The organism is Arthrobacter sp. NPDC058130, assembly GCF_042884475.1.
In the GTDB taxonomy this organism is placed as follows: Bacteria; Actinomycetota; Actinomycetes; order Actinomycetales; family Micrococcaceae; genus Arthrobacter.
In genome coordinates this window covers 706,892-718,841 of sequence record NZ_JBHVTV010000002.1, presented here as the reverse complement: position 1 = coordinate 718,841, position 11,950 = coordinate 706,892, and the positions used below count along the sequence as shown (strand labels likewise).

Genomic DNA, 11,950 nt, shown 5'->3' with positions numbered 1-11,950 from the left:
ACGCCAAGAACAGCAAGGGCAGCCTCATCCCGTGGTTGCGCTCACCGCGATGACTCCACCTTGCGGGTCCCGGATCACGGCGCTGCGGAATCCCGGTGTGTCCATGGGCGCCATCAAGATGCCGCCACCGAGAGCGACGGCGTGCCGGGCGGTGGCGTCCGCGTCGCTTACGGCGAAATTGACGCTCCAATGCGGCGGGACCGCGACGCCGTCCGTGGCCGTCACGGCCGCCACGACGCGGCCGGCGCGCAGCCACAGCGAGAAGGGAGCGTTCGGCACCGATTCGAGTTCCCAATCGAACAGTGCGCCGTAGAATGCCTGGGCCTGTCCCAGATCAGTGGTGTGCAGCGAGCTCATTGCCCAGGAGTTCGGCTCATTGGCCAGCTCTGCGCCGTCGTTCTCGCCTGCCTGCCGCAGGCAGAAAGGGACGCCAGTGGCGTCGGTGAGTACAGCCGTGCGGGCGTCGGAACCGGCGTCGAACGGCTCCAGGCGCTTGCCGCCCGCACGCTCGGCACGAGTCAAGGTTTCCCCGACGTCGTGCACCCGGACGTGGGTGATCCACCCTGGAGGCGATAGCGGCGGCGCCTGTCCGATGCCCGCGACCAGCTTCCCGCGGAGCCGCGCGGTGTAGTAGGAGCCGTCGAGACCGGATGGCATCGGCGTCGCCTCGTCGAAACTCCAGCCGAAGAGGGGACCATGCACCGATTGAAGAGGAGTCCCGCTCTGTCATGGATCAAATCCTTTCGACTGGGCAGGGTTAGGCGGGAACATTGTTTCCCGACCCGGCGCATTCGGGCAAGACCGAACGCGCCGGGCGCATGGCTTTACCGCTCTGGGACAGCTCGCGTTGTTTGCGCGGACGGTGATATGCGGGCTGTCCGACCGTCGGTGATTCCGGCACAGGCTGCAGGGCCGGCGACTCGTCCGCTGCTTCATCCTGGGCCCAGCCGGACAGCAAGGCGACGAATGCACACAACGATTCATCGTCGGCGCGGCGAACGCGCTCAAGAACTAAATGAGTCGTTCGGGATCCGTGGCCATTTCCTCGATGTCAGCGCCGCGACCGATACAGAACTGTATCAACGGGGCATAGCCTGCGACGCGCCTGACCCTTGCCGCGATACCCGACCCTGACCGATAGCGCGATATGCCGTGCGCTGTCGGCGCCGGATATTCGACGGGCGACCCCTCGAACAATCGCTCTCTCGACCCATACCACGATCCTAAGTCGAAGGCCAACCTGTGACCCTGATCCAGCTGGGATAAATTCTGAGCAACGATTTTGGGATTCGGAAAAGTCGCATATGAATTGTTACTCTCTTTTCCTTTGATGCAGCAAGTGCGATTGATAGTCTGAATTTGGTCAGGAAGAGGCCGCTCACTTCGTTGCGGGAGCCCCAGCCTCATGCCTTTCAGAACCGATGTCACCGTCAGCTCCTACGCCGACTCGCTGACGGTTGCGTTCGGCCACCTGACTGCCCGCAGCGCCGTCGCCCCGCTCCCAGCCTCAGGCACCAGTACCCGCACGGCAGACGGCCTGCCCGGCTCCCTGCACGGGCCGTCGTCGATGTCCGGTTGGTGCGGTGCCGCATGATCGGTACAGGATCTCAGCGCCCGATCACCAGGATCTATTACACGTTCCGGCAATGGCCTCAAGTGCCGACCGGCGACCTCCTTCAACTCCGGCAGGCCTTGGCGCAATGCCACGAGCCGGCGGCCGGGGACGCGACGTCCGAGCTCTTGCGGCTCGTCGATGCGGAACTGCGCTGCCGCGGCCGGCGTCGTGAGTGGCGTCTGGGCATGCTCGGTTCGCGATCACGGCGCTGGCGCGCGGGCGGACGCCAGGGCAAGCAGGACAACAGCCCCGATCCGGGGCTCCAATAGACCAGCGCGGATGCGGCCCTGTGAAAACGCATCGGGGGTGGGCCGCATCCGCGCTAAACACGCACCTACGGTGCAAAACGATTAACTACACGGCAAGCGGCCGGCGGCGGAGGCTGGCCGGTCCCCGCGGAGCGACGATGTCACGGGCGCTGGTCCGTTCGGCGCCCTCGTCCGCGGTACCAGTGGCTAACCTGCTGCAGGGGGCTCGCGACGCGGGGGAGTTCAGTGCGTCCAAACGCTCGTTGACAGCGTGGGCCAGGATGTCGCGCTGGAGCTCGAACTCGCCGGCCTGTCCGCCCAAGGTGAAGTACTTCAGCCAAACCTCATCGAGGCTGAGCCCGGTGTAAGGAAGCGAAGCAGCAATCCCACGACGTTGCTCGCTTTCTTCATTGCTCAAGGCCATGGTGCCGCCTTGTAGTTACGAGTCGAACGACGCAGAGAAACGAACCAGGGCCGCTGCAGTCTCATGCAAAGTTTCCCCTGACCGGCGGGACATGGCGATCAGTGTCCGGAAGGCGTCGCCCTCCCCGGTCTCACGGCCCTTGCGCATGGCTTTGCGGATCGGTCGCCTGCAGGAGGCCCGCGACGACCTCGAATCGGCCATGAGATCACGTATGGTTATCGACATCGCAATCGGCGTGGTCATGACCCAGAACAGATGCCGCCCGGACGAGGCATTCACGTTGCTCCGCAAAGCCTCCAACGCCCGCAACACCAAGCTGCGCGAGGTCGGGGGATCCATCGTCGCGGCGATCGCCGGCACAACAGATCTTCGCTCACGCTTCGACCTGTAGGGAACGGGAATTACCGGGAGCCCGCGGTTTGGCGCCGTCAGGAGCGCGCTGCGAGGATTTGCTCGCGCAGAATGTCCGCGTGGCCGCAATGCTGGGCGAGTTCCCGGAGCATGTGCAGGTAGACCCAGCGCAGGGGCAGCGGACCCCGCCGGTTGCCCCTGACAAGGTCGTCCAGATCGAGTGGAGCGGCCCGACGGCGTGAATCCTCGCAGGCCTGGACGTAGGCGGACTGGAGGCCCTCGATGGTGTCGCCCTCTTCGAGGATGAACGATTCATCGGGGGTGGCCGGAATGCCAATCTCCAGCCGCGTCCTGCCCGTGATGGCCTCGTCAAACCAGACCTTTTCCACGACGGTGGCGTGCTTGAGAAGCCCCAGGAGGGTGGTTCGGGAGGGTACGAGGGACGCACGGGCCTCCTGCTCGGTCAGCCCGTCGAGGCAGGCATGCAGATCGGCGCGATGCTCATCGAGGAAGGCATCGAACTGGGTCCGCGTGTCCGCAGTGAAGGTTGCCGGGTCCATGCTGGCGTTTGGTCTCATGGCCCCAAAGCCTAGTACCCTGCGGCTGCGTTTCGAAGGACCCGGACGCGGCTTGCTCGCACAAACGGAACGGCGCGGCCCCTGGGAGGCCGCGCCGTCGTGGTTTGTATCGTTTATGAATTAGGAGAGGCTAGGCCGCGAGCCTGCTCTTGACCTCTGCAGCGGAGGGGTTCGTGGCGGCCGTGCCGTCCGGGAACAGCACCGTGGGGACGGTGCGGTTGCCGCCGTTGAGCTGCTCGACGAGATCGGCTGTGCCTTCGACTTCCTCGATGTTGATCTCGGTATACCCAATGCCCTGCGCGTCCAGTTGCTTCTTCAGCCGGTTGCAGTAGCCGCACCACGTGGTCGAAAACATGGTGATGGTGCCGGATTCGGGGGTGAAGTCCACGAAGTTCTCCTCAAGGTGGTGGTTGGGGCCGACGTCTAGCGCCGGCGCCGACGGGCGTCGTAAGTCACTGCCAACAACCGTACCCCGCGGTCCACTATTCCCGCAGGCATGCGGCTGAACCGGGCGTGGATGACAGGGGATGGGTGCGGTGGCATGCTGGTGCCATGTGTGGACGCTACGTGATGGCCCGGGCCGTCGGAGACCTGCTGGCCGAATTCGATGCCGGACTGGAAGATGAGATCGCGATCCCGCCGTCGTGGAACGTGGCCCCGACGGCGGATGTGCCGATCCTGCTCGAACGGCTGGTGGACGGGGATCCGGTCCGTCAACTGCACATCGCCCGCTGGGGCCTGGTGCCCTCCTGGGCCAAGGACCCGGGCATCGGGTCGAAGATGATTAATGCGCGCAGCGAAACGGTGCTGGAGAAGCCCGCATTCCGGAAAGCCACCCGCTCCCGCCGCTGTGCCGTCCCGGCGGACGGCTACTACGAGTGGAAGGGCGAGGGCCGCGGCAAGCAGCCCTACTATGTGCACCCAAAGGACGGGCGCCCCATTGTCTTCGCAGGTCTCTATGAGTGGTGGAGGGACCCGTCCAAGGCTGAGGGTGACCCGGAGAGATGGATGCTCTCGACCTCGATCATGACCACCGACTCCCCGCCGGAGGGCTACGCCGGGGGAATGCTGGCCGAGTTGACCGCACTGCATGACCGGGTCCCGCTGCCAATGAACCGCGAGACTATGCAGACATGGCTGGACCCGCAGGCCGATGACGCGGCCGGACTCGTGGACCTGGTCCGGGCCGGGGCGCACGACGTCGCCGAAGGCTGGATGATCGACGCCGTCGGCACCGCCGTCGGGAACGTCAGGAATGACTCGCCGGAACTCATCGAGCCGGTGGGGAGCCTGTTCTAGCGTGTCCGGCCGGAAACCGAGCTGGCCTCCAGTGGTGACATCGTCCTGTGGTTCTGCGTCTTAGGGTTACAGCGTCACTTTGCCGCCGCCGTCGACCGCCCAGCCGGGGTTGAATGCGACCTCCCAGCGGTAGCCGTCGGGATCGGCGAAGTAGCCGGTGTAACCGCCCCACGGCTGGGTCTTCGGTGCCGCGACGATGAGGGCCCCTGCGCTCTCGGCTTCGGTCATCACCCAGTCGACTTCCGCCGCGCTGGCCAGATTGTGGCTCAGGGTGATGCAGGGAACGCCCACGGGGGCGTCGGTGGCCGCTTCGGCCTGCATCTGGCCCGCGTCCCAGAGCGAGAGGAGGAGCCCGTGGTTCACCTGGATGAAGAGGACCTCGCCGGGGACTTCCTGGTGCACCGGCCATCCGAGGCCATCAACGTAGAAGCTGCGTGAGGCGTCAACACTGCGGACACCCAGCGAAATTAAGTCGACTCGTGGCTGCATCTTTCGATACTGTCATGGACATGCCCACAAATCACGCAGACGACAAGACCGCCCAGGCCGACCGGGAACAGCTCGCCGCCGTGCGGGTGGCTGTTGACGAGGTGGACGAGCAGATCGTGGCCTTGATCGGGCGTCGCGAACGGCTGATCCGGATCGCCGGGACCCTCAAGGCGGACAGCGCCGAGGTCCGTGCGCCCGGGCGCGTGGAGCGGGTCATCGAACACGTCCGCGCCACCGCGGAACAGAAGGACATCGACGTCGATCTCGTTGAAAAGACCTACCGGGCGATGATCGATGCCTTCATCACGCTCGAGCTGGAAGTGTACAAGTCCACCTCGTAGCAGGTGGCTTCATTGGGCAGGGGCTAGAGAGCCTCTTCGACAGGCACATTGGCCTGGTAGTCCCGGCCGTCACAATCGCTGAACGCCGTCATGAGGTGGCCCTTGGGCAGGCCAAGCACCGTCGCGATGGGGAAGTTGCCGGTGATGGTGTTTCCTGAGTGTTCCACGCCTTTGAGGTCGAAATTCTCTTCCGTGCCGTCATGGTTGAAGAAGTAGAAGGAGACGGCCTCGCCGTTCATGAACTCAATACCCAGTCTGCGCTGATGGGAGTAGTCCGGCTCTGTCGCCAGTAGGCCGACAACGTAGGCGCCTTGCCCCGGGATATTTCCGTCTATATCGAAGGTCGCCACCAAGGTTGAATTCTTGGCGGCGATCTTTACGTGCTTCAGAAGTGCGATATGGGAGCTCATGGCTCAATCCTGCTACCTGTATCTGCGTCCGTCCACCCCCATCTGGGTTTTGTCGCCTCTCCGTCGTAGACTGGTTTTATTCGAAGATATGTTCGAATAAAACAAGTTTGATTAGACACTGAAGCGCTGGAAGCGGAAACACGCGTGGGAAGTCGAAGCGGGGACTGGGCAGGCTCCAGCCCGGACTGGGTCGGGAGGCAATGTGGGCATGTTCAGCGAGTCCGTGGATGTTCTCTGCACGCCCTCAGGCCAGCCCCTGCGCCTTGACTGGGCGGGCCGTCGATACACGGTCTGTGCGGAACCTGTCCGCTGGTTTGAACGCCGCCAGTGGTGGGCGGAGGAAACCCGGGCGCCGCTCGGGAGCGGGCCGGGTCTGGTGGATCACGAGATCTGGCGGGTCCAGGTCCGTGCCGCCGGTGACCATGCCGCTGCCTCCACCCTCACCGTTGACCTGACCCGGCATATTGGCAGCGGCCGCTGGCGGCTCCTGAGGATCCACGACGCCCTGCAGCCCCTCCGGAAGCCGGAGACAGCATGACCTTCACCCATCTGCACGTCTCCACCGCCTTCAGCGCCCACTATGGCGTCTCCTGGCCGGATGAACTGGCCGCCGCGGCCGCCGCCGACGGCGCCACCGCGCTGGCCTGCACGGACCGCGACGGGCTCTACGGAACCGTCAAGCACCTGAAGGCGTGCATGGCCGCGGGCCTGGACGCGATCGTCGGCGTGGACCTCGCGGTCTTTGACGACGACGGCGACCTCCGCACCCAGCTTGGGGGACGCGTCGTCGTGCTGGCGCATGGACACAACCACGGCGCCGGCTACCGGGCGCTGTGCCGGCTGATCTCCGACGCCCATGCCCGCACCACGGGCAAGGCCGGGGGAACGGTGCCGGTGGCCGTCACCCGGGCGGAGCTGGCCTCCCGCACCCTGCACCCGGAAACCCTGCAGCCTGTCCTGACGGTGCTGATCGGCCCGGACTCCGACGTCGGCCGTGCCATGGGCGGCCGGCGGTACCTGCGTCCCCGCACCCTGTTCAAACGCTGGCTGGACGCCATGCCCCCCGGGACGCTGGCCGCGGAAGTCGTGTCCCAGCTCAGCCCGCCCGGGGAACCGCTTAGCACCGCCCACGCGGTGCGCATGCTAAAACTCGCCGCAGAACACGGCGTGCCCGCCGTGCTGAGCAACGCCGTGCGGTATGTAGCCGAGGACGGCGCGGCCACCGCCGATGTGCTGGACTCGGCCCGGACACTCAAGTCCCTCCCCGAGCTCTCCTCCGCCCCGCTGCTGCAACCCAACGGGCAGGGCTGGCTCAAATCGGCGGCCCAGATGCTGCAGCTGGGCAAGGAAATCATCCATGCCGCCGGCTACGGCACGGCGGACCTCAAACGGCTCCTCGCCCAGACCAAGGCGCTCGCGGACCGCTGCCGGATGGATCCCGTAGCAGACATGGGCTGGAAACAGCCCGTGGTCCCGGAAGCCTCCGTGATCGGGATCGACGGCGACGCGCTCGCAGAGCTGACCCTGCGCTGTGAGGCCGGCATTGGCCGCCGCTTCCCGGGAATTGCCGGGAGGCAGGAACAACAGATGCGGACCCGGCTGGAGCACGAGCTCCGTATCATCGACTCCCTCGGCTTCGCCTCTTACTTCCTGACCGTCGCCGAGGTCTCACGGATGATCCTGGACCTGGGCGTCCGGGCGGCCGCCCGCGGTTCGGGCGCCTCCAGCCTGGTCAACTACCTGATCGACATCAGCCAGGTAAACCCGCTCCAGCACGACCTCATCTTTGAGCGCTTCCTCTCCCGCGACCGCGCCACGCTGCCGGACATCGACATCGACGTCGAAAGCGCCGAACGGCACAACGTCTACCGTAGGATCTTTGAGCGCTTCGGAGCCGAGCGCGTCACGCTGATGAGCATGCAGAACGGCTACCGCGCTCGCGGTGCCGTGCGCGATGCCGGCCTGGCCCTGGGCATGGACGACGGCGAGGTCGGGGAAATCGCCAAGCAACTCTGGCGGTTCTCGGCCCGGCACTTCCGCGAAGCCCTCGTGGAGAAACCCGAGCTGAAGGAGTTCGCGGACCGGGTGGAGCAGCGCGGCTCCACAGAAAACCAGCAACTGGACCTGCTGGTGGACCTCACGGAACGGCTGGACCGGCTGCCCCGGCACATCTCCATGCACCCGTGCGGCGTCATCCTCGGCGATGCCACCCTGCTGGACCGCACCCCCGTGCAGCCCAGCGGCCTTGGCCTGCCCATGAGCCAGTTCGACAAGCACGACATGGACCCCATGGGGATGCTCAAGCTCGATGTCCTGGGTGTCCGGATGCAGAGCGCCATGGCTTTTGCCGTCCGGGAAGTCATCCGGCTCCACCCCTCCAAGGCCGAGGTGGTGGCCGCCGGCGCACACCCGGCCGGCGCGGACGGGACCGGTCCGGATTACATTGCCGAGGACGGGCACATCGACCTCAACGCTGTCCCGCTCGATGACGAGCCAACCTTTGAACTGATCCGCAGCACCCACACCCTGGGCTGTTTCCAGATCGAATCCCCGGGCCAGCGCGAACTGATCGGCAAGATGGCGCCACGGGATTTCAACGATCTCATCATCGACATCTCGCTGTTCCGCCCCGGTCCGATGAAATCCGACATGGTCCGGCCCTTCCTGGAGCACCGGCACGGATTCGCCCCGGAGGTCTACCCGCATCCCGACCTGAAACCGGTCCTCAAGGAAACCCACGGGGTCACCGTTTTCCACGAACAAATCCTCAAGACCTTCGATGTCATGACCGGGTGCGGGCTGGCACGCGCCGACGAGTTCCGCCGGGCGCTCGGCAACGAGGTGCTGGAAGCAAAGGTGGAGGAGTTCTTCCGGAAGGAGGCGAGGGTCCGGAACTACAGCCCCGAAGTGGTGGACAAGGTCTGGGGCACGCTGAAGGCCTTTGGCAGTTTCGGGTTCTGCAAGGCCCACGGCGCCGCCTTCGCCGTGCCCACCTACCAATCGGCCTGGCTCAAGGCGCACCATCCGGAGGCGTTCCTCGCCGGGCTCTGGGAACACGACCCCGGCATGTACCCCAAGCGCCTGCTCGTGGCCGAGGCGCGCCGGCTGGGCATCCCCATCCTTCCCCTCGATATTAACCGGAGCCGGGCTGAATACCGGGTGGAGCCGGTGGAATCCGGGCCGGAACGTGGCAGGCTGGGCATCCGGCTGAGCCTGAACGGCATCTTCGGACTCTCCGGCGCCGAGCTGAAACGGATTGTGGCCGGCCAGCCCTACGATTCACTGGCCGACCTGCGCGCCCGGTCACGGCTGAGCAGGCCCAACATCCAGCGCCTGGCGCAGCTGGGCGCCTTCGATTCGCTGCACAAGGCGTCCGGGGGAGCCGCCAACCGGGCGGACCTGGTCCAGCACCTGCAAAAACTCCAGGCCCGGACCCCGCGGAAGGGCGTGGAAGTCATTGAAGGCCAGCTGGCGCTGCCGCTGGGGGACGTGGAACTGAAGAACCTGAAAGCGGTGCTGCCGGCGCCCAGCCTGGTGGACAATGTCCGGGCGGAACTGGACCTGATGGCCGTGGACGTCACCGAGCACCTCATGACCAGCCACCGGCCCCTGCTGGACCGGCTCGGCGTCACCACCGCGGACAAGCTGCTGGGACTGCGCAACGGCACGGAGGTGCTGGTTGCCGGGGTGCGGGTGGCCACCCAGACCCCACCCATGCGGGGCGGAAGGCGGGTGGTGTTCATCAGCGTCGACGACGGCACGGGCTGCGTGGATTCGGTCTTCTTCCACGAGGCGCAGGAGAAGTCCGGATCCCTGCTGTTCGGCACCCGCCTGCTGCTGATCCGCGGCACCACCCGGCGGACCGGGCCGCGGGGGATCAGCATCAGTGCCAGCATGGCCTGGGACCTTAGCCGCCCGGAAACCCTGCCGTTCCCGGAACCGGCGCCGGGCACGCCCGCCTACTGCGGGCCGGACCTGCCCGGTCCCCTGGACGGGATCAGCAGGAACCTCGCCATCACCGGGCTGGGCGGCTGAGCGTGCTTCGCTGCGCCCGCCGCGGCGGTTCGGCCGGGCCCGTGGCGCGTTGGTTGGCCCCTTGGTAAACCGATAGCATGGACGAGGCTGGCTGTGGTCCCCGTACGCCACAAGCTACGAAGCCTTAACTTTGAATAGGAGACACCCGTGTCAGATGCCCAGCAGATCACCATTCTCGTCGACGGCGAAGAGACCAAGGTGACTACCGGGACCACCGGCGCGGAACTCTTCTTTGAGCGCCGCGACGTCGTTGTGGCCCGCGTTAATGGCGAGTTGAAGGACCTGGACCAGCCCCTTCCCGAGGACGCCGCCGTCGAGGGCGTCACCATCGACTCCCCGGACGGGCTCAACGTCCTGCGCCACTCCACGGCCCACGTCATGGCCCAGGCCGTGCAGCAGCTGCGCCCCGACGCGAAGCTCGGCATCGGCCCCTACATCACGGACGGCTTCTACTTCGACTTCGACGTTGCCGAACCGTTCACCCCGGAAGACCTGAAGACCCTGGAAAAGATGATGCTCAAGATCATCAACCAGAACCAGAAGTTCGTGCGCCGCGTGGTTTCCGAGGACGAGGCCCGCGAGGCGATGAAGGACGAGCCCTACAAGCTCGAACTCCTGGGCAAGAAGAACGAGGCTGCCGACGCCGGAGAGGGCGTCAACGTCGAGGTGGGTGCCGGCGACATCACCATCTACGACAACGTGGACCGCAAGAGCGGCGACAGCGTCTGGTGCGATCTGTGCCGCGGCCCGCACCTGCCGAACACCAAGCTGATCTCCAACGCCTTCGCCCTGACCCGGTCCTCGGCCGCCTACTGGCTGGGCAACCAGAACAACCAGCAGCTGCAGCGCATCTACGGCACTGCCTGGCCCACCAAGGATGCGCTCAAGGCCTACCAGGAGCGCATCGCCGAGGCCGAGCGCCGCGACCACCGTAAGCTCGGCGCGGAGCTGGACCTGTTCTCCTTCCCGGACGAGCTCGGCTCCGGCCTGCCGGTGTTCCACCCTAAGGGCGGCATCATCCGCAAGGCCATGGAGGACTACTCCCGGCAGCGGCACGTCGATGCCGGCTACGAGTTCGTCTACACCCCGCACATCACTAAGGGCCACCTGTACGAGGTTTCCGGCCACCTGGACTGGTACCGCGAGGGCATGTTCCCGGCGATGCACATCGACGCGGAATTGAATGAGGACGGCACGGTCCGCAAGCCCGGCCAGGACTACTACCTCAAGCCGATGAACTGCCCCATGCACAACCTGATCTTCCGCTCCCGTGGACGGTCCTACCGCGAACTGCCGCTGCGACTCTTCGAGTTCGGCTCGGTCTACCGCTACGAGAAGTCCGGCGTGGTACACGGGCTGACCCGTGTCCGGGGCATGACCCAGGACGATGCCCACATCTACTGCACCCGCGAGCAGATGAAGGACGAGCTCACCGGCACGCTGAACTTCGTCCTCGGGCTGCTCAAGGATTACGGCCTGGACGACTTCTACCTCGAGCTTTCCACCAAGAACGAGGACAAGTTTGTCGGCGACGACGCCGCCTGGGAGGAAGCCACCCGCACGCTCGCCGAAGTGGCCGAGGCCTCCGGGCTTGAGCTCGTCCCGGATCCGGGCGGAGCCGCGTTCTACGGCCCCAAGATTTCCGTCCAGGCCAAGGATGCGCTCGGCCGCACCTGGCAGATGTCCACCATCCAGCTGGACTTCAACCTGCCCGAACGCTTTGAGCTCGAGTTCCAGGCCGCAGACGGCACCCGCCAGCGGCCCGTGATGATCCACCGCGCCCTGTTCGGCTCGGTGGAGCGCTTCATGGGCGTGTTGACCGAACACTATGCCGGTGCCTTCCCGGCCTGGCTGGCGCCTGTGCAGGTGGTGGGCATCCCGGTGGCGGAGGCCTTCAACGACTACATGTTCGACGTCGTGGACCAGCTCAAGGCGGCCGGCATCCGCGCCGAGGTGGACATCTCCTCGGACCGTTTCCCGAAGAAGATCCGCACGGCCAGCAAGGACAAGATCCCGTTCGTGCTGATTGCCGGCGGGGACGACGCCGAGGCCGGAGCCGTGTCCTTCCGGTTCCGCGACGGCAGCCAGGACAACGGCGTGCCCGTGGCCGAGGCCGTTCAGCGCATTGTCGACGCTGTCCGAAACCGGACCAGCTAGGCA

At 65.9% G+C, this 11,950-nt stretch carries 13 protein-coding genes; 7 read left to right on the top strand and 6 right to left on the bottom strand.

Annotated elements, in window-relative coordinates:
* Window positions 1–24 precede the first annotated feature (24 nt).
* Window positions 25–657, bottom strand: coding sequence for a VOC family protein (locus ACFVTM_RS07460; protein WP_390202751.1), 633 nt, complete (start codon window positions 655–657; stop codon window positions 25–27).
* 748 nt (window positions 658–1,405) lie between these two features.
* Here ACFVTM_RS07460 and ACFVTM_RS07455 point away from each other — a divergent pair.
* Window positions 1,406–1,594 (top strand): hypothetical protein, encoded by a 189-nt coding sequence (locus ACFVTM_RS07455; protein ID WP_390202750.1) that lies wholly within the window; start codon window positions 1,406–1,408, stop codon window positions 1,592–1,594.
* 375 nt (window positions 1,595–1,969) lie between these two features.
* Here the strand turns inward: ACFVTM_RS07455 and ACFVTM_RS07450 are convergent, their stop codons facing one another.
* Entirely contained in the window at window positions 1,970–2,287 is a 318-nt protein-coding gene (locus tag ACFVTM_RS07450; protein ID WP_390202749.1) for a hypothetical protein, read from the bottom strand.
* Here ACFVTM_RS07450 and ACFVTM_RS07445 point away from each other — a divergent pair.
* The gene (locus tag ACFVTM_RS07445) at window positions 2,286–2,678 is read left to right on the top strand and encodes an ANTAR domain-containing protein (protein ID WP_390202748.1); all 393 of its coding nucleotides are present in this window, start codon (window positions 2,286–2,288) and stop codon (window positions 2,676–2,678) included. The genes ACFVTM_RS07450 and ACFVTM_RS07445 overlap by 2 nt on opposite strands.
* 37 nt (window positions 2,679–2,715) lie before the next feature.
* Here ACFVTM_RS07445 and ACFVTM_RS07440 read toward each other — a convergent pair whose 3' ends face one another.
* Both ACFVTM_RS07440 and ACFVTM_RS07435 read right to left on the bottom strand, forming a co-directional pair.
* Window positions 2,716–3,216, bottom strand: coding sequence for a DinB family protein (locus ACFVTM_RS07440; RefSeq protein ID WP_390202747.1), 501 nt, complete (start codon window positions 3,214–3,216; stop codon window positions 2,716–2,718).
* 130 nt (window positions 3,217–3,346) lie between these two features.
* The gene (locus ACFVTM_RS07435) at window positions 3,347–3,604 is read right to left on the bottom strand and encodes a mycoredoxin (RefSeq protein WP_011692168.1); all 258 of its coding nucleotides are present in this window, start codon (window positions 3,602–3,604) and stop codon (window positions 3,347–3,349) included.
* 164 nt (window positions 3,605–3,768) lie between these two features.
* Here ACFVTM_RS07435 and ACFVTM_RS07430 point away from each other — a divergent pair, with 164 nt between their 5' ends.
* On the top strand, window positions 3,769–4,515 hold the full coding sequence (locus tag ACFVTM_RS07430) for an SOS response-associated peptidase (RefSeq protein ID WP_390202746.1): 747 nt from the start codon (window positions 3,769–3,771) through the stop codon (window positions 4,513–4,515).
* 66 nt (window positions 4,516–4,581) lie between these two features.
* Here ACFVTM_RS07430 and ACFVTM_RS07425 read toward each other — a convergent pair whose 3' ends face one another.
* Window positions 4,582–5,004, bottom strand: coding sequence for a VOC family protein (locus ACFVTM_RS07425; RefSeq protein WP_390202745.1), 423 nt, complete (start codon window positions 5,002–5,004; stop codon window positions 4,582–4,584).
* A 14-nt stretch (window positions 5,005–5,018) separates the two neighbouring features.
* On the opposite strand from ACFVTM_RS07425, the gene ACFVTM_RS07420 reads away from it, so the two are divergent.
* Complete coding sequence (locus tag ACFVTM_RS07420; RefSeq protein ID WP_390202744.1) at window positions 5,019–5,345, top strand: chorismate mutase; 327 nt, start codon at window positions 5,019–5,021, stop codon at window positions 5,343–5,345.
* Between the two features lie 23 nt (window positions 5,346–5,368).
* On the opposite strand, the gene ACFVTM_RS07415 is transcribed toward ACFVTM_RS07420, so the two are convergent.
* Window positions 5,369–5,755, bottom strand: a complete 387-nt coding sequence (locus ACFVTM_RS07415; RefSeq protein WP_390202743.1) for a hypothetical protein — start codon at window positions 5,753–5,755, stop codon at window positions 5,369–5,371.
* Between the two features lie 202 nt (window positions 5,756–5,957).
* On the opposite strand from ACFVTM_RS07415, the gene ACFVTM_RS07410 reads away from it, so the two are divergent.
* From ACFVTM_RS07410 to thrS, 3 genes are all read left to right on the top strand, one after another.
* On the top strand, window positions 5,958–6,293 hold the full coding sequence (locus ACFVTM_RS07410; protein WP_390202742.1) for a DUF6504 family protein: 336 nt from the start codon (window positions 5,958–5,960) through the stop codon (window positions 6,291–6,293).
* Complete coding sequence (locus tag ACFVTM_RS07405; RefSeq protein WP_390202741.1) at window positions 6,290–9,790, top strand: DNA polymerase III subunit alpha; 3,501 nt, start codon at window positions 6,290–6,292, stop codon at window positions 9,788–9,790. Before ACFVTM_RS07410 ends, ACFVTM_RS07405 begins: the two co-directional genes overlap by 4 nt.
* A gap of 147 nt (window positions 9,791–9,937) precedes the next feature.
* Complete coding sequence (gene thrS / locus ACFVTM_RS07400; RefSeq protein WP_390202740.1) at window positions 9,938–11,947, top strand: threonine--tRNA ligase; 2,010 nt, start codon at window positions 9,938–9,940, stop codon at window positions 11,945–11,947.
* Window positions 11,948–11,950 lie beyond the last annotated feature (3 nt).

Coding starts and splice junctions, on each gene's coding strand:
- ACFVTM_RS07460 (WP_390202751.1), bottom strand. CDS start 657: ATGCCATCCGGTCTCGACGGCTCCTACTACACCGCGCGGCTCCGCGGG.
- ACFVTM_RS07455 (WP_390202750.1), top strand. CDS start 1,406: ATGCCTTTCAGAACCGATGTCACCGTCAGCTCCTACGCCGACTCGCTG.
- ACFVTM_RS07445 (WP_390202748.1), top strand. CDS start 2,286: ATGGTGCCGCCTTGTAGTTACGAGTCGAACGACGCAGAGAAACGAACC.
- ACFVTM_RS07450 (WP_390202749.1), bottom strand. CDS start 2,287: ATGGCCTTGAGCAATGAAGAAAGCGAGCAACGTCGTGGGATTGCTGCT.
- ACFVTM_RS07440 (WP_390202747.1), bottom strand. CDS start 3,216: ATGAGACCAAACGCCAGCATGGACCCGGCAACCTTCACTGCGGACACG.
- ACFVTM_RS07430 (WP_390202746.1), top strand. CDS start 3,769: ATGTGTGGACGCTACGTGATGGCCCGGGCCGTCGGAGACCTGCTGGCC.
- ACFVTM_RS07425 (WP_390202745.1), bottom strand. CDS start 5,004: ATGCAGCCACGAGTCGACTTAATTTCGCTGGGTGTCCGCAGTGTTGAC.
- ACFVTM_RS07420 (WP_390202744.1), top strand. CDS start 5,019: ATGGACATGCCCACAAATCACGCAGACGACAAGACCGCCCAGGCCGAC.
- ACFVTM_RS07415 (WP_390202743.1), bottom strand. CDS start 5,755: ATGAGCTCCCATATCGCACTTCTGAAGCACGTAAAGATCGCCGCCAAG.
- ACFVTM_RS07405 (WP_390202741.1), top strand. CDS start 6,290: ATGACCTTCACCCATCTGCACGTCTCCACCGCCTTCAGCGCCCACTAT.